Source organism: Rhodococcoides kroppenstedtii (assembly GCF_900111805.1).
GTDB lineage: Bacteria > Actinomycetota > Actinomycetes > Mycobacteriales > Mycobacteriaceae > Rhodococcoides > Rhodococcoides kroppenstedtii.
Map to the genome: position 1 here is coordinate 105478 of NZ_FOJN01000006.1, position 21055 is coordinate 126532.

At 70.9% G+C, this 21055-nt stretch carries 18 protein-coding genes and 2 pseudogenes; 6 read left to right on the forward strand and 14 right to left on the reverse strand.

What is annotated here, in order from left to right; translation table 11 throughout:
* Position 1: 1 nt before the first annotated feature.
* Together BMZ18_RS09040 and BMZ18_RS09045 are read right to left on the reverse strand one after the other, a co-directional pair.
* A complete protein-coding gene (locus BMZ18_RS09040) occupies positions 2-2386 on the reverse strand; it encodes a DUF6049 family protein (protein ID WP_068364912.1) in 2385 nt (794 codons plus the stop codon).
* Positions 2383-2973 carry an NUDIX hydrolase gene (locus BMZ18_RS09045; RefSeq protein ID WP_068364916.1) on the reverse strand — a complete coding sequence of 197 codons (591 nt, stop codon included), beginning with the start codon at positions 2971-2973 and terminating at the stop codon, positions 2383-2385. Before BMZ18_RS09045 ends, BMZ18_RS09040 begins: the two co-directional genes overlap by 4 nt.
* Positions 2974-3060: 87 nt before the next feature.
* On the opposite strand from BMZ18_RS09045, the gene BMZ18_RS09050 reads away from it, so the two are divergent.
* Positions 3061-4527: a CCA tRNA nucleotidyltransferase gene (locus BMZ18_RS09050; RefSeq protein ID WP_068364920.1), complete on the forward strand. Its 1467-nt coding sequence runs from the start codon at positions 3061-3063 to the stop codon at positions 4525-4527.
* Here BMZ18_RS09050 and BMZ18_RS09055 read toward each other — a convergent pair.
* Positions 4424-5818, reverse strand: a complete 1395-nt coding sequence (locus tag BMZ18_RS09055) for an MFS transporter (RefSeq protein ID WP_074922107.1) — start codon at positions 5816-5818, stop codon at positions 4424-4426. The two genes, BMZ18_RS09050 and BMZ18_RS09055, sit on opposite strands and share 104 nt — an antisense overlap.
* 53 nt (positions 5819-5871) lie before the next feature.
* Between BMZ18_RS09055 and BMZ18_RS09060 the strand changes: the two genes are divergently transcribed.
* On the forward strand, positions 5872-6477 hold the full coding sequence (locus BMZ18_RS09060; protein ID WP_068364926.1) for a YqgE/AlgH family protein: 606 nt from the start codon (positions 5872-5874) through the stop codon (positions 6475-6477).
* 44 nt (positions 6478-6521) lie between these two features.
* Here the strand turns inward: BMZ18_RS09060 and gad are convergent.
* Positions 6522-7782, reverse strand: a pseudogene (gad, locus tag BMZ18_RS09065) (glutamate decarboxylase).
* 37 nt (positions 7783-7819) lie between these two features.
* On the reverse strand, positions 7820-8443 hold the full coding sequence (locus BMZ18_RS09070) for a UdgX family uracil-DNA binding protein (RefSeq protein WP_068364929.1): 624 nt from the start codon (positions 8441-8443) through the stop codon (positions 7820-7822).
* A gap of 152 nt (positions 8444-8595) precedes the next feature.
* On the opposite strand from BMZ18_RS09070, the gene BMZ18_RS09075 reads away from it, so the two are divergent.
* Positions 8596-9489 carry a glucose 1-dehydrogenase gene (locus tag BMZ18_RS09075; RefSeq protein ID WP_068104444.1) on the forward strand — a complete coding sequence of 298 codons (894 nt, stop codon included), beginning with the start codon at positions 8596-8598 and terminating at the stop codon, positions 9487-9489.
* A 53-nt stretch (positions 9490-9542) separates the two neighbouring features.
* Entirely contained in the window at positions 9543-9992 is a 450-nt protein-coding gene (locus BMZ18_RS09080; RefSeq protein ID WP_068364932.1) for a hypothetical protein, read from the forward strand.
* Here the strand turns inward: BMZ18_RS09080 and BMZ18_RS09085 are convergent.
* Both BMZ18_RS09085 and BMZ18_RS09090 read right to left on the reverse strand, forming a co-directional pair.
* Positions 9967-10963: pseudogene (locus tag BMZ18_RS09085) on the reverse strand (bile acid:sodium symporter family protein). The gene BMZ18_RS09080 and the pseudogene BMZ18_RS09085 sit on opposite strands and share 26 nt — an antisense overlap.
* Position 10964: 1 nt before the next feature.
* The gene (locus BMZ18_RS09090) at positions 10965-11384 is read right to left on the reverse strand and encodes an SdpI family protein (protein WP_068364934.1); all 420 of its coding nucleotides are present in this window, start codon (positions 11382-11384) and stop codon (positions 10965-10967) included.
* 68 nt (positions 11385-11452) lie between these two features.
* On the opposite strand from BMZ18_RS09090, the gene leuS reads away from it, so the two are divergent.
* Complete coding sequence (gene leuS, locus BMZ18_RS09095; protein WP_068364936.1) at positions 11453-14308, forward strand: leucine--tRNA ligase; 2856 nt, start codon at positions 11453-11455, stop codon at positions 14306-14308.
* A gap of 6 nt (positions 14309-14314) precedes the next feature.
* On the opposite strand, the gene BMZ18_RS09100 is transcribed toward leuS, so the two are convergent.
* The 6 genes from BMZ18_RS09100 to BMZ18_RS09125 all read right to left on the reverse strand — a co-directional run bounded on the left by BMZ18_RS09100 (position 14315) and on the right by BMZ18_RS09125 (position 19782).
* Positions 14315-15058: a pirin family protein gene (locus BMZ18_RS09100; RefSeq protein WP_068364939.1), complete on the reverse strand. Its 744-nt coding sequence runs from the start codon at positions 15056-15058 to the stop codon at positions 14315-14317.
* A gap of 60 nt (positions 15059-15118) precedes the next feature.
* Positions 15119-15916 carry a DNA/RNA non-specific endonuclease gene (locus BMZ18_RS09105; RefSeq protein ID WP_068364941.1) on the reverse strand — a complete coding sequence of 266 codons (798 nt, stop codon included), beginning with the start codon at positions 15914-15916 and terminating at the stop codon, positions 15119-15121.
* Positions 15917-16075: 159 nt separating this feature from the next.
* A complete protein-coding gene (locus BMZ18_RS09110) occupies positions 16076-16576 on the reverse strand; it encodes a GNAT family N-acetyltransferase (RefSeq protein ID WP_068364944.1) in 501 nt (166 codons plus the stop codon).
* A 178-nt stretch (positions 16577-16754) separates the two neighbouring features.
* Positions 16755-18260, reverse strand: a complete 1506-nt coding sequence (locus BMZ18_RS09115; protein ID WP_068104454.1) for a tripartite tricarboxylate transporter permease — start codon at positions 18258-18260, stop codon at positions 16755-16757.
* Positions 18260-18790, reverse strand: a complete 531-nt coding sequence (locus BMZ18_RS09120; protein ID WP_235606364.1) for a tripartite tricarboxylate transporter TctB family protein — start codon at positions 18788-18790, stop codon at positions 18260-18262. Before BMZ18_RS09120 ends, BMZ18_RS09115 begins: the two co-directional genes overlap by 1 nt.
* A gap of 8 nt (positions 18791-18798) precedes the next feature.
* Entirely contained in the window at positions 18799-19782 is a 984-nt protein-coding gene (locus tag BMZ18_RS09125) for a Bug family tripartite tricarboxylate transporter substrate binding protein (protein ID WP_068104458.1), read from the reverse strand.
* A gap of 201 nt (positions 19783-19983) precedes the next feature.
* Between BMZ18_RS09125 and BMZ18_RS09130 the strand changes: the two genes are divergently transcribed.
* Positions 19984-20370: a universal stress protein gene (locus BMZ18_RS09130; RefSeq protein WP_068364945.1), complete on the forward strand. Its 387-nt coding sequence runs from the start codon at positions 19984-19986 to the stop codon at positions 20368-20370.
* A gap of 9 nt (positions 20371-20379) precedes the next feature.
* Here the strand turns inward: BMZ18_RS09130 and BMZ18_RS09135 are convergent, their stop codons facing one another.
* On the reverse strand, positions 20380-21048 hold the full coding sequence (locus tag BMZ18_RS09135) for an SDR family oxidoreductase (RefSeq protein ID WP_068364948.1): 669 nt from the start codon (positions 21046-21048) through the stop codon (positions 20380-20382).
* Positions 21049-21055: the final 7 nt, after the last annotated feature.

Here is a 21055-nt window from a genome sequence, read left to right on the forward strand (position 1 = left end):
CTCACTGTTCGTCGGCGGGGTCGGGTTGCCCGCGGAACCGGTGCCACAGGCGCCGGCCCACCAGCAGCACCAGCAGTATCCCGGCTCCGACTGTGATCAGAGCCAAGGCACGACCGTACGCATTGGACCGAACGGTCACCTCGGCCGGTTGCCCCAGCTCGACTCCGTCGCTCGTGCTGAGCGAGAACTCGACGACCATCTTGCGCGAATCGCTGACCCGCGCCGGCACCTGCAACGACCGGCTGCCGCGGGGCGGCAACTGCTGCGGGCCGATGTCCTCGACCTCCATGGCCTGCGGGGCGTCGACCGTCAGGTTCACCGCGATGCCGATGGGGAGGTCGTTCCGCGCGACCAGCAGCAGCGGGCTGGCCTCCGACGCGAGGGTGAAGACGCCGCCGGGGGCGAGGATCGTCACCGCCCCGTAGGCGCGGTCGATGCCCGCGACGACGGCATCGGCGCGCACTCGGGCGGCGTCCTCGACGGCGGCCGGGTCGGTGCCGCCGCGACCGGCCGTACCGAGAGCGCGCAGCAGATCCTCCCGCAGGGGCGCGGCGAACAGGGCCGGGGTGAGCGACGAGCGGGGGTCCTGCACGAGCGCAGACTGCAGCGCGGTGATACGTCCGCCCTGCTCACGGGCGGTGACGACGAGTCTCTGTTCCGGCGATTCGTCCGACGGCGACACCAGCGTCGCGGGCTCGGCGGGTGGGGTCACCCCCAGCAGATCCGCCAGTGGCCGGGGGGTCGCGAGGCCGCTGCGCAGCAGTCCGGCCACCGTGCCGAGAACGGCCGAGGCCTCCTCCCGGTCCGGAGTCCACGTCTGTGGCGGCACGACCACCAGCGAGCGCGGCCCCCGGTCGAGCCGCGGCGTCGTGCCGGGCGCACCGGAGGGGAGCAGTGCCTCGTACTGCAGCGCACCCAGCGCGTCCTGGAGTCGCGCCGTGCGGGAGTCCGCCGTCAGATCGATGCGCTGGGCGTCGGGGGTGAACGCGGGGGTCACGGGGTCGGCGCCGACGCCGGCGAGGGCGCTGCTCACCTCGTCGCCGAACAGCACGGCCCGGTCGGACGCGGCGGTGCCGGCGAGCAGCACGGTGTCCGGCGAGGTGCCGGCGTCCACGACGTCGACGGCGGACCGCGCGAGCAGCAACGACCGTCCGGAGTCGGTGGCTCCGGGCGCCGACGCGGGGGTCGCGGCGACCATGTCGGCCGCGGCGGTGTCGACGGTCCCGGCGGCGGGCCACACGACGTCGCGCCGCGACGAGACCCCGAGCAGAGAGTCGACGACGTCCGGCGGGGACGCGACGGCGGCCTGTGCCAGGGCGGCGTCCCCCGTCGCGGCGACGGCCGAGAGGTCGGCCTGCGCGAACGGCACGGCGACGACGCACCGATCCGCGACCAGCGCGCGGAGACGGTCGAGCCAGGCGACGGCGGCATCGGTGCCCGTCCCGTCGCGGGCCGGTCCCGTCGGGTCGGCGGCGTCGACGACGAGGTAGCCGCGGGTCATCGCCGCGACGGTCACCAGCAGGTCGGGGTCGACGGCGACGCACGTGGACGCGGCGAGGGCGCCGTCGGGGTCGACCGAGGGTTGGATCGCGAACTCGAGCGCGGTGAGCAGGCCGTCGAGTCGTCCGCCGGTGTCGAGAGACGTCGCCAAGTCGTCGTCGATCAGGCGCACCTTCTCGTCGACGGTGCCGGGCAGTCCGGCCGCGAGTCGGGGCCGGTCGGCGAGGGGCCACAGGACGGTCGCGGCGACGGGGCGTCCGGTGTCGGGGGGCAGCGGAACGCCCGTCGGTGCCGCGAGGTCGGGCACCGTGGTGTCGCGCGGGAGGCCGGCGACGGGCAGCAGGAACGTGGCGTCGTCGAGCCGGGCCTGCTGGCCGTAGTCGGGGGTGCCGTTGACGTTGACCAGCATCGGATAGATGCCGGGGCGGTCGATGCCGAGCGAGAGGGTGCCGTCGGCCGCGCGGAGCGGAAGCGACAGCGCGAACGGCAGGTCCTGCCCCTGCGCCAGGGGTTCACCGTCGGCGAGTTCGTCGAAGTTCCCGACGGTGTCGAAGACGTCCTGGTCGTCGGCGAGCGCCGATCGCAGGCCCGCGTCGGTCCGCACGGCCGGGGCGCGTTGCAGGCGGACGCCGATGTCGGAGACGGGCCGGTCGCCGACGTTGGTGACGGTGCCGCGGACGGTGACCTCGGGCGGCGAGGTGGTGGTGACCGTGGTGGGGGTGACCTCGTCGACGGAGATACGGAGGAACGTGCTGTCGACGGAGGTGTCGGGGGGCGTGGTCGGTTGCGCGGCGGCGGGGCCCACCGCGACGGTGAGGCCGACCGCGGCCACCGTGGCGACGAGGGCCAGGAGCAGGGCGAGAAGGCGGGTGGCGGCGGGCCTCATGCTTCGGCGATGCCGCGACCGTCGGCCGGGGGGGTGAAGCCGGCGGGGTCGGCGGCCATCCGATCGATCATGTCGCCGGCGCGCTCGGCGAGTTTGCGCTCGTCGGCGTACGCGAGCCGCGTGTGCAGTTCGGCGAGCGGGACCCAGGCGACCTCGGTGACCTCGACGTCCTCGTCCGACAGTTGGCCTCCGGTGAAGCGCAGGAGGTAGTGGTGCACGGTCTTGTGCACGCGTCGTCCCTCGGTGACGAACCAGTAGTCGATGCTGCCGAGCGGGGCGAGCACGGTGCCGTTGATTCCGGTCTCCTCGGCGACCTCGCGTTCGGCGGTCTGCTCGGGAGTCTCACCACGTTCGATGTGGCCCTTCGGCAGGGACCACAGGAGGCGTCCACGCCGATCGGTGCGGCCGATCAGCGCAGCGCAGAGTCGGTCGCGCGGCCCGCCGAGACCGTCGACCACGAGCCCGCCGGCCGACGTCTCGTGCACGGTGCGCAGGGCGGGCCGATCGGCGGTCCGTCCGGTCGCGTCGCCGCGCCCACGCCGTCGCACACCGCGACGGGTTCGCTTGGCTCGTTCGGGACCGGACACCCGATCGATACTAGTTGCCGATCGGCGTGTCTCCCGTGTTCGTCGCCCCGGTCGGGCGGTGGGGGGACGTCGGTAGGGTGTTGCGACGTGTCCACTACCGTTCCGGATCCCGAGAGGCGTGCGCGTCTGCTGGCGTCGGGTGCCGTGGCGCTTCGGGCGCACGACGACATTCTGCGTCCGTTGGGCGCGCTGTTCGCGACGGCCGGGTACGAGTTGTTCCTCGTCGGCGGGAGTGTGCGCGACGCGCTGCTCGGTCGGCTGAACACGGATCTGGACTTCACCACCAACGCCCTGCCGGAGCACACGCAGGCTCTCCTGGCGGGGTGGGCGGACCATCAGTGGGACACCGGCATCGAGTTCGGCACCGTGAGCGCGGTGCGGAACGGGCGGCAGATCGAGATCACGACGTTCCGCAGCGACGCGTACGACCGCGTCTCGCGCAATCCGGTGGTGCGGTACGGGTCGACCCTCGCCGAGGATCTGGTGCGGCGCGACTTCACGGTGAACGCGATGGCCGTACGGGTCGACGGCGACGGGCCGGGCGACCTGGTCGATCCGCTGGGCGGGTTCGACGCACTGCTCGAGGGGGTGTTGGACACGCCCACCGAGCCCGAGGTCTCGTTCGCCGACGATCCGCTGCGGATGCTGCGGGCGGCGCGCTTCGTGTCCCAGCTGGGCTTCACCCTGATGCCGCGGGTGCGGACGGCGGTGCGCGAGATGGCCGAGCAGATCGATCGGATCACCGTCGAGCGCATCACCGCGGAACTGGACAAGCTGATCCTCGGCGAGCACGCCGTCGACGGGGTGGAAGCGTTGTGCGACACGGGAATCGCGCAGCGCATCATCCCCGAGGTGCCGGCGATGAAGCTCGAGATCGACGAGCACCACCAGCACAAGGACGTGTACTGGCACTCGCTGACGGTGCTGCAGCAGGCGATCGACCTCGAGGAGGGCGACCCCGATCCGATCCTGCGGTGGGCGGCGTTGCTGCACGACATCGGCAAGCCGGACACCAAGCGCAACGAGCCGGGCGGCGGGGTCAGTTTCCACCACCACGAGGTGGTGGGCGCCAAGATGGCGCGCCGTCGGTTGCGTGCACTGAAGTACCCGAAGAAGGCGACGGACGACATCGCCCAGCTGGTCTTCCTGCATCTGCGCTTCCACGGGTACGGCAAGGGTCAGTGGACGGATTCGGCGGTGCGGCGCTACGTGACCGACGCCGGTGATCTGCTCCCCCGCCTGCACAAGTTGGTGCGGGCGGACTGCACGACGCGCAACAAGCGTCGCGCGGCGGCCCTGCAGGCGACCTACGACGACCTCGAGGCGCGCATCGACCGCCTGGCCGCGCAGGAGGACCTGGCGCGGGTGCGTCCGGACCTCGACGGCAACGCGATCATGGAGCTGCTCGACATCCCGGCGGGTCCCGAGGTGGGCCGGGCCTGGCGGTTCCTCAAGGAGCTCCGTCTGGATCGGGGTCCGCTGGACCGCGACGAGGCGGAGCGAGAATTGGTGGCGTGGTGGAACTCTCGTCGATCGGCGGAGCAGGCCGAGTGACGGGCGAGCTCGCGACGATCACGGCGGCGACGAGGTAGAGCGCCGCGCCGACTCCCACGGCGACGAGCGCCACGGCGCCGGACGCGGTACTCACCGGGCCGAACGCGACGGCCACGGCGGCCACCGCCGCGACGAACGCGGCGTTGAACACGGTGTCCTGCAGGGCGAACACGCGGCCTCGGCGGCGATCGTCGACGTCGGTCTGCAGGGCCGCGTCGGCGCTGAGCTTGACGGTCTGGCCGGCCACGCCGAGGACGAAGGCGCCGACGACGAGCAGGTCGGGCTCCAGCGTGATCACCAGGGTTCCCTGCACGACGGCGGCAAGGATCAACGCCGAGGCCGTCAGCCGGCGGGCGCCCAGGCGGGGGCGCAGGATCGGAGTGGTGAGGGCGGCGACGAACAAGCCCGCCGCGGTCGCGGTGACGGCCAGGCCGAATCCCGCGATGCCCACCGGCAGCACGGTCGCGCGCTCGGTGGTCGTCGCGTCGCGCAGGACCAGGATCGTCACGACGGTGTCGATCCCGAAGACGACGCGGTGCGCGCCGACACCGAGCAGCGCCGAACGCACGGTCGGCGTCACGGCGACGGTGCGCAGACCCGTCGCGACGCCGCGTCCGACGCCGACGATGCCCCCGGCGTCGCCGCGCTCGGCGGTGCGGTTCCCGGCCGGACCGAGACGACCGGCCGGGAACCGCCGGGCGAGCAGGGCGGCGACGACAGCACCGAGCGCGGACACGGCGGTCGCGACGGCGGCCGGAACGCCCGTCGGACCGGCGAGGGCGAGGACCGTGGTGGCGACGGCGGCCCCGGCGGCAGCGGTCACCGCGCCCAGGGTGACCAGCGCGGAGTTCGTCGGAACCAGCGCGTCCGTCGCCACCACTCGCGGCAGCGCGGCGGACATCCCCGCGAGGACGAAGCGGCTGATCCCGACGAGCACGAGGGCGGTCACCAGGACGGCCGTGGTCGACGCGTCCACCAGTAACAACACCGTCGCCAGCACGATCAGCGCAGTCTTGGCCAGTCCGGCCCCGATCAGCACGGCGCGGCGGTCGAGACGGTCCAACGCGACGCCGGCGACGGGCCCCACCAGCGAGTACGGCAGCAACAGGACGGCGAATCCGGCGGCGATCGTGAGGGGGTCGGCGGCCCGCGCGGGGTCGAAGAGCACGACTCCGCCCAGCGCCGCCTGCACCATGCCGTCACCGAACTGCGTCGCCAGTCGGACGAGCGCGAGGCGGCGTGCGTCGGGGTCGCGCACGACCGCTCGCACGGTGGCCGCGATCGCGCTCATTCGCCCTGCCCGGTCTCGCGGCGCGGGGCGATCACCGGTGCCATGATGAGACGGTGGCACACGCAGAGGACCCGGAGGACCGGACGGCGACGCCCGACCACGCCGTGCGGCCCGGAAGCTTGCTGATCTCGTCCACGGAACTGGTCGAACCGACGTTCCGACGCACGGTCGTGTACGTGATCGAACACAACGACGCCGGCAGTCTCGGCGTGGTCCTGAACCGTCCGAGCGACACGGCGGTGCACGACGTCCTCCCGCAGTGGGCACCGCTGACCAGCGCGCCGAAGGCCCTGCACGTCGGTGGGCCGGTGAAGCGCGATTCCGCACTGTGTCTGGCGACCCTGCGTCCCGGGGTCTCCACGGAGAACGTGCCGGGGTTGCGTCGTGTCGACGGTCGGGTGGTGATGGTGGACCTGGATTCGGACCCGTCCGTCATCGCGTCGTCGATCGACGGCATGCGCATCTTCGCGGGTTACTCGGGGTGGACGCTCGGCCAACTCGAGGGCGAACTCGAGCGGGACGACTGGATGGTCGTCTCCGCGTTGCCGACGGACGTCGTCGGGTCCGGTCGGGTCGACCTGTGGGCGCGGGTGCTGCGTCGGCAGCCGATGCCGCTCGCCATGCTGGCCACGCACCCCCTGGACACGTCCACGAACTGACTCACCGGCCTCGACACCGCCTCGAGCGCCGGCCCCCACGCCGGTCAGTGGGCGAACGCGCGGGCGTGCGAGTGACCGTCGCGGCCCCGCAGAGATGTCACCACCTCGTCGATCGCGTCGCACAGTTGTCGGGCCAGATCCGCCGAGAAGCCCTCGCGCACCACGATTCTCAGCACCGAGACATCCTCCGCGCGAGCGGGCATCGTGTAGGCCGGGACCTGCCAGCCGCGCGCCCGCAGCTCGTGGGAGATGTCGAACACCGTGAAGCCCGGGTCGCCGCGCAGGGCGAAGGCGACGGCGTCCGAGGCGGAGGAAGTTGAAGTACTGACCCACCACCTGGTTGCCGGGACGCGAGAAGTTCAGGGTGAAGGTCGGCATGTCCCCACCGAGGTAGTTCACGTGGAACACCAGGTCGTCGGGGAGGTCCTGCGATTCGCGCCAGACCACGAAACCCAGTCCGGGATAGGTCAATCCGTACTTGTGGCCGCTGGCGTTGATCGACTTGACCCGCGGCAACCGGAAGTCCCACAGCAGATCGGGGTCGAGGAACGGGACGACGAATCCGCCGCTGGCGGCGTCGACGTGCACGGGTACGTCCGGACCGCCCGCCGCGGCCACGTCGTCGAGCGCCTCCGTGATCTCCCTGACCGCCTCGAGCTCACCGGTGAAGGTGGTGCCGAGGATGGCGACGACGCCGATGGTGTTTTCGTCCACGGCCTTTCGGACCTGGTCGGGGGTGATGACGTACCGGCCCGGTTCCATGTCGAGGTACTTCGGCTCCACGTCGAAGTACCGGCAGAACTTCTCCCAGACCACCTGAACGTTGGTGCCCAGCACCAGGTTCGGTCGGGTCGCGTCGTCTCCGGCGTCCTGGCGCCGAGCGCGCCACTGCCACTTCAGCGCCAGCCCGGCGAGCATCACGGCCTCGGACGATCCGATCGTGGACACCCCGGTCGCGCTCGACGGATCGGTCGCGTCGAGGTTCGGCGCGTTCCACAGATCGGCCACCATGTTGACGCAGCGCTGCTCGATCGCGGCCGTCGCCGGGTACTCGTCCTTGTCGATCATGTTCTTGTCGAACGTCTCGGCCATGAGCTTCTCGGCCTGCGGTTCCATGTACGTGGTGACGAACGTCGCCAGGTTCAGCCGCGAACTGCCGTCGAGCATCAACTCGTCGTGCACGAAGCGGTAGACCGCGTCGGGATCGGTGCGATCGGTGGGGAGCCGAAGGGCCGGAACGGGATCGTTCGCCAGGCGGCCCGTGTACGCAGGCGCGATGGTTCCGTCGGGGTGCGTGTCCGTCACCCTCGCCACGCTACTGCGAATCGGGACGGCGCGTGGGTCACGTCAGGAGGCCGGCCGCCACGCGAAGGTCGGCGACCAAGCCGTCGAACGCCGCGTCGCGCTCGGCGTCGTCGGTCCGCAGGACGGCCGACGGATGCACGGTGGCCACGGCTTTCGCGTCCCCGAGCGCCAGGATCTCACCGCGGCTCGCCCCGATCCGGAACGACGGGCCCATCAGGGCCTGTGCCGCCGTGGCACCCAGCAGGACCACCACCTCGGGGTCGACGGCGCGCAGCTCCGCCTGCAACCACGGGTGGCACGCCGTGACCTCCGAGCGCAGCGGCTTCTGGTGAATGCGCCGCGGGCCCGACCCCCGCGTGAACTTGAAGTGCTTCACCGCATTGGTCACGTAGGTGACCTCCCGGTCGATGTCCGCCTGCGCCAGAGCGCGATTCAGCAGGATGCCGGCGGGTCCGACGAAAGGTGCGGCCCGCCGGTCCTCCTGGTCACCGGGCTGTTCGCCGACGAGCATCATGCGCGCGCCTGCCGAACCCGCGCCGAACACCACGTGCTCGGCCGGCTCCCACAGATCGCACCCCCGGCACTCCCGCGCCGACATCGCGAGATCGGCCAGATCGAGGGTGTCGGGCACGAACGTGGCCGCGCCGGGGAACTTCGCCATGGTTCGGCGAGTACCCGGAGTGCCGATCGCCACACCCCGAGGGCGGCGTTTGCCACCGGGACCGGCCGGGCATGCGGCAGCAACGACCCGATGGAAACCACCCGTCGCCTCCGTTCCGATTCCGCCCACCACCCCCCGGTTGGAGCATCGCCGTGACCGATCAGTACACCTTCACCGACCCCGTGACGCAGTACCGGCAGGAGGGGTTCCCGGAGCAGCATCAGGACCCGCCCGGCCTCGCCGCCGATCTCGAGCCCCGTGCCGATCACGGCGAACGGTCCTACCGCGGCACCGGCCGGCTGACCGGCCGCAAGGCGTTGATCACCGGTGCCGATTCCGGCATCGGGCGTGCCGTCGCCATCGCCGTCGCCCGTGAAGGCGCCGACGTCGTCCTCAATTACCTCCCGTCCGAGGAGCAGGACGCACAGGAGGTCGCCGACCTGGTCCGCGAGGCAGGCCGGACCGCCGTCCTCGCCCCCGCCGACCTTACCGACGAGCAGGCCACCCGCGGCCTCGTCCGCACCACCGTCGACGCCTTCGGTGGCATCGACCTGCTGGTCGCCGTCGCGGGCAAGCAGCAGTATGTCGAGAAGCTCGAGGACCTCACTCCGGAGCAGTTCGACGCCACGTTCAAGACCAACGTCTACTCGTTGTTCTGGATCGTCCAGGAGGCCGTGCCGCACATGCCGGCCGGATCGACCATCGTCACCACCAGCTCGATCCAGGCCTACACGCCGTCGCCGGGACTCGTGGACTACGCGACCACCAAGATGGCCATCAACACCATGAGCAAGGCGCTCGCCCAGCAGCTCGCGCCCCGCGGCATTCGCGTGAACGTCGTTGCGCCGGGGCCGTTCTGGACTCCGTTGCAGGCGTCGGGCGGACAGCCGACCTCGGCGTTGCCGGAGTTCGGACAGGAGACGCCGCTGGGCCGCGCGGGTCAGCCGGCCGAGCTGGCCGCGGCGTACGTCTACCTTTCGTCCGCCGAGTCGAGCTACGTCACCGGTGACACCCTCAACGTCAACGGCGGTATGCCGACGCCGTGACATCGGGCGTCGGCGGGCCGACGCCGCGACTCTTCACGCCTACCCTCGATGCCATGACCGACGACGCCACCCTCGACCCGACCGACTCCACGCCCTCCGACCGTGAGGTGCTCGAGACGGTGGTGGCGCTGACCGCCTCTCGCCCCGCGCTGGCCGCGGTGCGGGAGGCGGCGTCGTCTCTGCTCGCGGAGCCGGAACCCGGGGTCACCGTCGACGCGGAGATCGTCGACGATCCGGTGGGCCCGCCGGTCGGAGTGGGCGTCACCGAACCGGGCCTCGCCGCGCCGGGCGCGGTGGAAGGATCGACCTGGACCGCGGACGGCGTCCCCACCTGGGACGGGGTGCGCGAGCGGGTCGAGGGGCGGTCGGGCACAGCGATGGGTGCGGCCGAGCTGGACGCCGAGAGCGCCGTTGGCCGCACGGAGGCCGAGAAGTTCGCCGAGCGCGAGCGGGCCGGCAAGGCGCGGCTCGAGGAGATCAGGAAGTCGATGCGGCGTCCCTGATCGCCTGCCGTTCGTACCGCGTGGCCAGCATGGCGCACACCACCAGTTGGATCTGGTGGAAGATCAGCAGCGGCAGCACGATGATGCCGATGGGTTGTCCGGCGAACAGCACCGAGGCGATCGGCAGCCCGCTGGCCAGCGACTTCTTGGAGCCGCAGAACAGCACCACGATGCGGTCGGCGCGGTCGAAGCGACACAGCCGCCCGATCAGTACGGTCGCCCCCAGCACCACCGCGAGCAGGACGCTGCACACGGCCACCCACCGCGGCGATGCGCCACGGCGAGAGCACCGACCACACGCCCTGCACGCGGGAGACGCTGAACGCGGCGTAGACGACCAGCAGAATCGACCCGCGGTCGACGAGCTTGGTGGCCGACGCGTGCCGCTGTACCCACCCCGCGATGCGTCGGCGGGCGAGTTGGCCGAGGAGGAACGGGACCAGCAGTTGGAGGAGGATGTCGCCGATCGCGGAGGCGTCGACGCTCGCCTCACCCGTCGTCGTCACCAGCAGGACGACCAGGAGCGGCGTGACGACGACGCCCAGCAGGTTGGACACCGACGCGCTGACGACGGCGCCGGCGACGTTGCCGCGGGCGATCGAGGTGAAGGCGATCGACGACTGGATGGTCGACGGGACCAGGCACAGGTAGAGCATGCCGGTGTACAGCTCGTCGGTGAGGACGGTCGGCGCGAGCACCCGCAGGACGAGTCCGAGCAGCGGGAACAGCAGGTACGTGCACCCGAGGACGACGGCGTGCAGCCGCCAGTGCGTCAGCCCGTCGAGGGCGTCGCGCGGCGACAGTCTGGTGCCGTAGAGGAAGAACAGCAGCGCGATCGCGGCGACGGTGACGGCGTGCAGGACGTCGGATGCGCTGCCCGTCGCCGGCAGCAGGGTCGCGAGGATCGCGACGCCGAAGATCGCGAGGACGAAGCCGTCCAGAGCAGCGGCCACCCGCCGCAGCAGGCTCATGTCAGGCGGGCTTGCAGGCGTCCTTGAGGCTGCACGAGATGCAGGAATGGCCGCAGCCGCCCTGCTCGTCGGGTGCGGGCGCGGCGGCGGCCGCGGCGCGGGTACCCATCGTGCCGCCGTAAGCGGCCGAGACGAGTGCGGCCGCCGTGGTGACGGCCGCGGCGATCACACCGAAGAGACCGCCGGGCGCGACGGCGGCGACGGCGCCGAGCAGCAACATCACGGCGGCGGCCGCGGTGGTGGGGGCGGCCACCTTGTTGGCGAGGGCGAAGGACTCGTCGCTGGCCATGCTCGCGTCGGTGCGCACGCCGACCAGGGCGTTGCGACGCAGGCGCCCGCGCAGCCCGAGGACCGCGACCACGCCGAGGGCGACGGCGGCGGCCAGGAGCAGGACGAACAGAATCACGGACACGACGATCACGATGCCCAGTTTACGGTCCGTCGGTGACCGGGCCGATCACGGCCCGGGGCACGCTTTACGCTGGTCGCGTGACTTCGCAGCCTGACACCACCGCCGAGACGACCCCCGGACACCGCTACACGGCGGACCTCGCGGGCTCCATCGAGGCGCGGTGGCAGAAGCGCTGGGCCGACGAGGGGACGTTCGCGGCGCCCAACCCGGTGGGGGACCTCGCCGCCGACGGCGACCTCCCGGCGGACAAGCTGTTCGTCCAGGACATGTTCCCGTATCCGTCGGGCAGCGGCCTGCACGTCGGGCATCCGCTGGGGTACATCGCCACCGACGTGTTCGCCCGCTATCACCGCATGCGGGGTCGCAACGTGCTGCACACGCTCGGCTACGACGCCTTTGGACTGCCGGCCGAGCAGTACGCCGTGCAGACCGGTACCCACCCGCGCACCACCACCGACGCGAACATTGCCAACATGCGTCGTCAGCTCGGCCGTCTCGGGCTGGGCCACGACATGCGCCGGTCGGTCGCGACGACGGACGTCGACTTCTACCACTGGACACAGTGGATCTTCCTGCAGATCCACGGGGCCTGGTACGACGCCGAGGCGGGACGCGCGCGTCCGGTCGCCGAGCTGGAGGCCGAATTCGAGTCCGGGGCGCGCACTCTCGACGACGGCCGCGTCTGGTCCGAGCTCACGGCCGCCGAGCGTCGTGAGGTCATCGACGGGTATCGGTTGGTGTATCAGTCGAATTCGTTGGTCAACTGGTGCCCCGGTCTGGGTACGGTGCTGGCCAACGAGGAGGTCACGGCGGACGGCCGCAGCGATCGTGGCAACTTCCCGGTGTTCCGGAAGAACCTGCGGCAGTGGATGATGCGCATCACCGCGTACTCCGACCGGTTGATCGACGATCTGGACCTGTTGGACTGGCCGGAGAAGGTCAAGACCATGCAGCGCAACTGGATCGGGCGCTCGCGCGGTGCGCAGGTGCGGTTCGACGCCCAGCTGCCGCACGGCACGGGGACCGCCGGCATCGAGGTCTTCACCACGCGTCCGGACACGCTGTACGGCGCCACCTACGTCGTGCTCGCTCCGGAACACCCTCTGGTGGACGACATCACGGCCGTCGCGTGGCCCGCGGACGTCGACGCGCGGTGGACCCTCGGGGAGGGCACGCCCCTGCAGGCGATCGGCGCGTACCGCCGCGCGATCGCCGCGAAGTCCGACCTCGAGCGGCAGGAGAACAAGGAGAAGACGGGCGTCTTCACCGGGTCCTACGCCGTCAACCCCGTCACCGGAGAGTCGGTGCCGGTGTTCGTGGCCGACTACGTGCTGACCGGCTACGGCACCGGCGCGATCATGGCGGTTCCCGCGCACGATCAGCGCGACTGGGAATTCGCGACGGCGTTCGGTCTGCCCGTGGTGCAGGTGATCTCGGGCGGCGACGTCACCGAATCGGCGTGGACCGGCGACGGGACACTGGTCGCGTCGGGCGATCTCGACGGGCTGACGGTCGACGAGGCCAAGACTCGGGTGATCGCGCAGCTCGAGGAGAAGGGCACGGGGCGCGGCACCATCCAGTACAAGCTGCGGGACTGGCTGTTCGCTCGGCAGCGGTACTGGGGCGAGCCGTTCCCGGTGGTCTACGACGCCGACGGCATTGCCCACGCCCTGCCCGAGTCCGCACTGCCGGTGGAACTTCCGGACGTCGAGGACTACGCGCCGGTGTCGTTCGACCCCGACGACGCCGACAGCGAGCCGTCGCCGCCGCTGGCCAAGGCAACCGACTGGGTGCACGTCGACCTCGATCTCGGTGACGGTCTGCAGACCTACACGCGCGACACCAACGTCATGCCGCAGTGGGCGGGCAGCTCGTGGTACCAGCTGCGGTACATCGACCCCACCAACGCCGACACGCTGTGCGCTCCCGAGAACGAGGCGTACTGGATGGGCCCGCGTCCGGACGTCCACGGCGAGAACGATCCCGGTGGCCTCGACCTGTACGTGGGCGGCGTGGAACACGCTGTGCTGCACCTGCTTTACGCGCGCTTCTGGCACAAGGTGCTCTTCGACCTCGGGCACGTGAGCTCGAAGGAGCCGTACCGGCGCCTGTACAACCAGGGCTACATCCAGGCTTACGCGTTCACCGACGCTCGCGGGGTGTACGTCCCGGCCGACGAGGTGGTCGAGCGCGACGGGCAGTACTTCTTCCAGGACCAGCCGGTGACCCGCGAGTACGGGAAGATGGGCAAGTCGCTGAAGAACTCCGTCTCCCCCGACGAGATCTTCACCGAGTACGGCGCGGACACGCTCCGGGTGTACGAGATGTCGATGGGCCCGCTGGACACCTCGCGGCCCTGGGCCACCAAGGACGTCGTCGGAGCGCAGCGATTCCTGCAGCGCGTGTGGCGGCTCGTCGTCGACGAGGAGACCGGTGCGCTGCGGGTGACCGAGGACGTCCCCTCGGACGACACCCTGCGTGCGGTGAACCGGGCGATCGAGGGCGTGGACGCGGATTACGCTGCGCTACGGGACAACACGGCCGGTGCGAAGCTGATCGAGCTGACCAACCACCTGACCAAGGAGTACCCGGCCGGCGCCCCACGCAGCGCCGTCGAACCGTTGGTGCTGATGCTCGCGCCTCTGGCGCCGCACATCGCGGAGGAACTCTGGACCCTGCTCGGCCACAGTGGATCTCTCGCACACGGCCCCTTCCCGGTCGCCGACGAGACGTGGCTGGTCGACGACACCGTCGACTACCCCATCCAGGTCAACGGCAAGGTCCGCAGCCGGATCAGTGTGGCGGCGGACGCGTCCCGCGAGGCCGTGCAGTCGGCGGCGCTGGCCGACGAGAAGATCGTCGCGTTGCTGAACGGCGGGCAGCCCAAGAAGGTCATCGTGGTCCCCGGTCGCATGGTGAACGTGGTGCTCTGACTGGACTCATGCTGCGGCGGAGTGCATCTCCCAGACCAGGATCTCGCTCGGGATCGTCGCCGTGATGCGGTGACCGCCGCCGCCGGTGAGCCGAACGGCGTCGCCCTGGCGTAGCTCGTCGCCGCCCGTCGTCGCCTCGCCGCGCGCGAGGAAGACGTGAACGTACGGCGCATCCGGTACGGTGATCGGCTGTCCCGCAGCCGGTCTCGCGACGTGCAGTGCGGCGTCGCGATTGCCGAGCGTGACCGCTGCTCGCCCGGCGTGGGATTCCCGGCCGGACGCGACCACGACCAGGTCGCCGCCGGCGAGGGCGTCGGACACGTCGCGTTCCTCGTAGGACGGTGCGGTGTCCGGGGTGCTGGGCGGGATCCACATCTGCACGACGCGCAGCGGCTGCCGCGAGGTGTAGCCGTTGTCGTTGCGTTCCGAGTGCAGGACGCCGGAGCCCGCACTCATCCGCTGGATCACCCCGGGCCGGAGGACACCGGTGTGGCCCACCGAATCCTCGTGTCGCAGTGTTCCGTCGAGCACCCAGGTGATGATCTCCATGTTGCGGTGGTGGTGACGGTCGAACCCCTCGCCGGGCGCGACGGTGTCCTCGTTGTGCACCAGCAGCAGCCCGTGCGCGGCACTCGCGAGGTCGAAGTTGCCGGTGGCGGGGAAGGACTGCCAGGAGTCGATCGCGCCATCCCACCAGTGCTTCCGGTCGGCGCTGCGGACGATGCGCGCGGTGGTGCCCTCGGTGGTCATGTCGAGGTGCCCTCGGTGGTCATGTCGAGCGGAACCCCCGCGCTGCGGTCGCCATTCCCGTCACCGTTCCAGCCGAAGGTCCTCCGGGCCGGTCAGCTCGATCCATGGTGTGGGCCGGGCGGCGGGAACCGGGGCGAGACGGTCCGCGTTTACGAGCAGCGGCATGGCGAGTTCGGTTGCGGCGGCGATGTCCGCGATCGGCACCTGGTAGGTGCGGTACGCCCCGAGCGGGGGGACGTCCGCGGCCCGGACGCCGCGCTCCCGAATCGGACCGAGTGACGCCGTCTGGTCGAGCACGTATCCGGTGGCGGCGAGGCTCTCCTCCTGTGCCCACGCCGCGACCTTGAAGAACCGTCGGGGGATCGAGACACCCCGGTACACCGGATCGTCCGACTCGAACAGGCACCCCGTGAACACCGAGAGCCGTTCCCCGTACTGCCGGGCGTGGTCCAACACGTAGTCCTCGAGGCCGAGCCACAGTGTCTTCGACTGATTGAGGGTCGCCGTCTGCGGGGCGCACACCGTGTAGTGGAACGTGTCGGCGTTGGCGCGCTCGGCGTCCTCGCCCCACACCGGATCGCGGCGTCGAACCAGGTGACCGCGATCGAGGTCGTTGGCGGAGTACAGCTCCGGTCCCGCCTGCTGCGTCTCCGGAAGTCGGGGGTCGAGCCGCCAGTCGTCACCTCGCTCGACGTCCCGCAGATCGCTGCCGTCGATGTTCACCGCGGTCACGGCGGCCAGCCTTCGTCTCGTGTCCATCGACACCGCGAAGTGCGTGTAGTCGAGGATGACCAGGCCGTCCCGCGACGGGATCGGGAGGGCGTCGGCGGTCCCGAGGAAGCTCGCGTCGTAGGTCATACGACCCAGTCAGCCACACCGCGGTGACGGTGGGGTGAACTGCGCCCGCCGGACCTGCGTGGCTGCACACAGGTCGACCGCACGGGCGGGATCCCGGCGACTCGGCCGTCCTGTGTGCACGGAGGCAGGTCGGGCTCGGAGGCAAGTCGGGCTCGGAGCTCAGAGGCCGAAGGCCGCCGCGTACCGGAACCGGCCAGCCACCGGGTTGTCGGTGAGCACGAGTGCCTGGAAGTGCCGCCCCCACGAGGCGACCGGGGCCTCGATGCCGTTCCGGGATGCGGGGGCGAAGTCGAACCGTTCGTAGTACGCGTTCTCGCCGAGCAGAACCAGGGCCGGTTCGTGCCGTGCTTGCGCCGCCCCGATCAGCGCCCACATCAGCGCCGACCCCACGCCCCTCCGCTGGTGCGCCCGGGCCACGGCCAGCGGTGCGATGCCGACGGCGGGTGTGTCGCCGATGTACCCGCGGGTGCCGATCACGTAGCCGGCCACGTCCCCGCTCACCACAGCAACCAGGGAGAACTCGGGAATGTGCCCGGGGTCGTCGAACAGGGCTCGGGTCAGCGCCACTTCCCCGGGCTCGTCGGGGCCGCTCTCGAACGCCTCGTGCACGACGCGCAGGACATCGGGGCGGTCGGAGGGCTGCTCACGTCGTATCCGCACCGGCCGAGTGTCCCAGACCTGCCCCGCTGCACACAGGTCCGTCGAACGGGCGGGATCCCGGAGATCCGGCCGTCCTGTGTGCACGGAGGCAGGTCTCCCCGACGACACGCAGGCTGCCCCCGACGCAGCGCAGGCTGCCACCGACCCGCGGTGACAGCCTGCGCGCGTGAGGATCGAGCTAGAAGTCCACCCGCCGCCGGGACCGCACCTTGGTCACCGCGGAGAACACGACCGCGATGATCATCAGCGTGTAGAGCACGACGGTGATGCCGCTGCCGATCAGGATCGTGGCGTCGCCCTCGCTGACGGCCAGGGCGCGGCGGAGCGAGTCCTCCGCGAGCGGGCCGAGGATGACGGCGATCAGCACCGGCGCCAACGGAATACCGAAGCGTCGCAACATGAAACCGATGACGCCGAGTCCGAGCATGAACATCAGGTCGACCACGGAGGCGGACGAGGCGTACACACCCAGCGAGGCGAAGACGGTGATGCCGGCGTACAGGTAGTTCTTCGGGATGCGGAGCAGCTGAGCCCACAGGGGAGCGAACGGCAGGTTGAGGATCAACAGCACGACCATGCCGACGAAGAGGCTGGCGATGAGGGCCCAGACGATCTCGCCGTTACGGTCGAACAGCAGCGGCCCGGGCTGAATGCCGTACTGCTGGAACGCCGCCAGCAGGATCGCCGCGGTCGCCGAGGTCGGCAGACCGAGGGCGAGGAGCGCGCCCATGGCGGTGCCGGCCGTCGAGTTGCCCGCGGCCTCGGGCCCGGCCACACCGCGGATGGCACCCTTGCCGAACATCGGGTTGGGGCGCCGACGGTCGAGACGGCGCTCCGTGCCGTAGGCGAGGAAGCTGGGCACCTCGGCGCCGCCGGCCGGAATGACGCCGAACGGAACGCCGAACGCGGTGCCGCGCATCCAGGCCGGCAGCGCCTCGCGGAACTCCGACCGGGTGAGGAACGGCCGACCCTTCGACGGGATGAGCGTGGTGTCGTCGGGCTTGCCGATCTTCGACGCCACGTGGATCACCTCGCCGAGCGCGAGCATGGCGACGGTGATGACGACGATGTGGACGCCGTCGAAGAGCGACGGGACCTCGAACGTGAAACGTGATGCGCCGGAGGGCCCGTCGATACCGATGACGGCCAGCGTGAGCCCGATGAGCAGGGCGGACAGGCCCTTGAGCACCGAGTCGGAAACGACGGCGGAGGTCGCGATGAACGCGAACACCGCGAGGGCGAAGTACTCCGCCGGACCGAAGTTCGTCGCCAACGAGGCCAGGGTCGGTGCGAAGAAGACCACCAGCGTGGTGGCGACGATGCCGCCGATGAAGGCACCGATCGCGGAGGTCGCGAGAGCCTGCGGGGCGCGGCCGTTCTTCGCCATGCGATGGCCCTCGAACGTGCCCGCGATCGCCGTGGAATTACCCGGCGTGTTCATGAGGATGCCGGAGATCGAGTCGCCGAACAGACCGCCGAAGTAGACGCCGGCGAACATGATGAGCGCGGACGTCGGTTCGAGGGTGAAGGTGACCGGCAGCAGCAACGCCACGGCCATGGCGGATCCGAGGCCGGGGAGCACGCCGACGGCGGTGCCGAGCAGCGCGCCGACCACGACCCACACCAGGTTCATGGGCGTGAGGGCGGTGCCGAAGCCCTCGAAGAGGTTGCTCAGAGCGTCCATCAGAACACCGCCGCGAGGATGCCGCCGGGGAGGGTCAGGCCCAGCCCCCCGGAGAAGACCAGCTGGACCGCCGAGGACACGAGCAGTGCGACGGCGGCGTCGAAGACGTAGCGCCGTCCGCCGAGCCCGATCGAGACGCCCCAGAAGAGGAACGCACCCGCCAACACCCAGCCGAGCGGCTCGAGCAGCGCGATGAACAGGGCGACGGTGCCGACCGTGATGCCGACGCTGCGCCAGTTGGAGAACGTCCCGGTGTTCGGGCGTCCGTCGTCGTCCACCCCGAGGTCGACGGGCTCGGGCCGACGGATCAGCTGCACCGTGACGAGGACGGCGACGAGGAAGCAGAAGCCTGCGACGATGGCGGGGAAGACCTGCGGGCCCGGCGAGGTGGCGGTGTCCGGGACCTTCATGGTCACGGTGCCGTAGACCAGGAAGAGGCCGAGGGCCACCAGCAGCGCGGGCACCACCAGGCCGCTGCGGCCGGTGAGGGCGCCGGCCCGGGTGCCGGTGTCCGGCGGGTCGGTGGTCACGCTGTTGCTCATATCAGACCCAACTCTCGGAGGATGTCGCTGATGCGGTCCTGTTCGACCGCGAGGAACTCGCCGAACTCGTCGCCGGTCAGGAGGGATTCCTTCCACCGGTTGCGCTCGACGGCGGTGGCCCACTGCTCGGTGTCGACCATCTCGGTGACGATGTCGATCAGGGTCTGCCGGTCGGTCTCGGAGACTCCGGGCGGTGCGACGAAGCCGCGCCAGTTGACCAGGTCGACGTCGTACCCCTGTTCGATGAACGTGGGCGTGTCGATGCCGGGCACCGGCTCCGGCGCGGCGACGGCGAGGGCCCGGACGTTGCCGGCCTCGATCTGGTCGCGGAAGTCGTTGTACCCGCTGACCGCGATGCCGACGGTGTTCGACAGCAACGACGTCAGGACCTCGCCGCCACCGGAGAACGCGATGTAGTTGATGGCGGCCGGATCGATGTCGGCCTGCTGCGCGAGCTGACCGGACACGATGTGGTCGATGCCGCCGAGCGAGCCGCCGCCGATGGGCAGACCGCCGGGGTTGGCCCGCCAGGCCTCGAGAAAGTCGTCGAGATCCTGGTAGGGCGAGTCGCGCGGGACGACGAACACTTCGAAGTCCTCGGCCAGCCGGGCGATGGGCACGGTGTCCTGCAGGGTGACGGGCGAGTCGTTGATCGCGATGCCGCCCAGCATCACGGTGCCGGTGACCATGACCGTCGTCGGCTGGCCGGTGAGCGTCTCGAGCTGGCTCAGCCCGATGGTGCCGCCGGCGCCGGGGACGTTCACCACCTGCGCGTTGTTGACGATGCCGTCCGATCGGAGCGCCTGCTGCGATTCGCGGGCCACGAGGTCCCAGCCGCCGCCCGCCGCGGCGGGGGCGATGAGGGTCAGCTTCGCCCGTGCGTCGGAGCCGCTGGCGCTGCCGGCGGCGTCGATACCGGCCACCGTGACGGCCGCGGCGACGGCGACGGCGCCCAGGGCGCGGGTCAGTGTGATCTGCATGAGAACGAAATTCGGGAAGTGGTGTCGGTCACAGGCAGTGACGGTATGACCCGGCTGTCCGTTTGGTCCAGACAATCCGAATTGTGCGCATAGTGTGCACGGCCCGGTTCGGCGAAACGGCTACCGAATCACCCCGATTCGGGCAACCCTGGTGCCTGTCCGGCCCGAGGCGGGACCGACGACGACACCGAAAGGCACACCATGACCGTTGCAGTGGCGATGAATTCGACTCCCGAGGGTCGCGAGGCGCTCGTGAAGGGGGGCGCCGAGGCGCAACTCCGGGGGGACGCCCTGGTGGTGCTCTCGGTGCTGGACAGCGACGAGGTGACGGCGACCGACCGCGAGGCCGTCGACGCGCAGGTGCGCGAGGTGCTCGGGGACGTGGAGTTCACGGCGCGGGTCGAGCCCGACGGCGGCGACGAGGCGGGCGCGATCGTCGATCTCGCCACCGAGGTCGGGGCCACGCTGGTGGTGATCGGATCCAAGCGTCGCAGCGCCGTCGGCAAGTTCCTCATGGGCAGCACGGTGCAGCGTGTCCTACTCGACTGCCCGGTTCCCGTACTGGTGGTCAAGGCCGCCGATCGCTGACCCGCGAATTCAGCGGGGGCGCAACACGATCTCGGTCGGGTGCGCGTCCGCCGGGGTGTCGATCGCGTGGCGAACCGCACGCGCGACCGTGTCGACGGACAGGTACTGCGAGCCGTCGTACGACTTGCCTTCACCCGCGACGATCGCGCGCTGCATGTCGGTGTCGATCCGGCCCGGATGCACACTGGTCACCCGGATGTCGGGCTCTTCCTGGCGGAGGGCGTCGCCGAACGCGCGCAGCGCGAACTTGCTCGCGGCGTAGGCACTCCAGCGCGGGTTTGCGCGCAGACCCGCCCCCGAATTGATCAGCACGACGTGGCCGTGTGCGCGCCGCAGGGCGGGCAGCAGGAGGCGGGTGAGTTCGGCGACCGCGAAGACGTTGGCCTCGAACGTGTGTCGCCAGTCGGCGAGCGTCAGGTCCTCGACCGTGCCGAGGTCGGCGACGCCGGCGTTGTGCACCAGGACGTCGAGAGAGTCGACGTCGGCGGTCGCCGTCCGCAGGGCGTCGGCGTCCGTGAGGTCGACGGGCCACGGCGTGGCTCCCAGCTCCTCGCTCACCGCGGCCACGGAGTCGGCCGTCGTGCCCCCGATCAGCACGTCGTGGTCGGCGGCGAGCAGACGGGCGATGCCGGCGCCGAGCCCGCGGCCGGCTCCCGTGACGAGGGCGGTGGGTGACATGGCTCGA

Bases quoted from the DNA above. Each gene is read 5' to 3' on its own strand.
- BMZ18_RS09100 (WP_068364939.1), bottom strand. From the start codon at position 15,058: ATGACCACCGAGGGCACCACCGCGCGCATCGTCCGCAGCGCCGACCGG.
- BMZ18_RS09040 (WP_068364912.1), bottom strand. From the start codon at position 2,386: ATGAGGCCCGCCGCCACCCGCCTTCTCGCCCTGCTCCTGGCCCTCGTC.
- BMZ18_RS09055 (WP_074922107.1), bottom strand. From the start codon at position 5,818: ATGAGCGCGATCGCGGCCACCGTGCGAGCGGTCGTGCGCGACCCCGAC.
- BMZ18_RS09115 (WP_068104454.1), bottom strand. From the start codon at position 18,260: ATGGACGCTCTGAGCAACCTCTTCGAGGGCTTCGGCACCGCCCTCACG.
- BMZ18_RS09135 (WP_068364948.1), bottom strand. From the start codon at position 21,048: ATGTCACCCACCGCCCTCGTCACGGGAGCCGGCCGCGGGCTCGGCGCC.
- BMZ18_RS09105 (WP_068364941.1), bottom strand. From the start codon at position 15,916: ATGACCTACGACGCGAGCTTCCTCGGGACCGCCGACGCCCTCCCGATC.
- BMZ18_RS09130 (WP_068364945.1), top strand. From the start codon at position 19,984: ATGACCGTTGCAGTGGCGATGAATTCGACTCCCGAGGGTCGCGAGGCG.
- BMZ18_RS09125 (WP_068104458.1), bottom strand. From the start codon at position 19,782: ATGCAGATCACACTGACCCGCGCCCTGGGCGCCGTCGCCGTCGCCGCG.
- BMZ18_RS09070 (WP_068364929.1), bottom strand. From the start codon at position 8,443: ATGGCGAAGTTCCCCGGCGCGGCCACGTTCGTGCCCGACACCCTCGAT.
- BMZ18_RS09080 (WP_068364932.1), top strand. From the start codon at position 9,543: ATGACCGACGACGCCACCCTCGACCCGACCGACTCCACGCCCTCCGAC.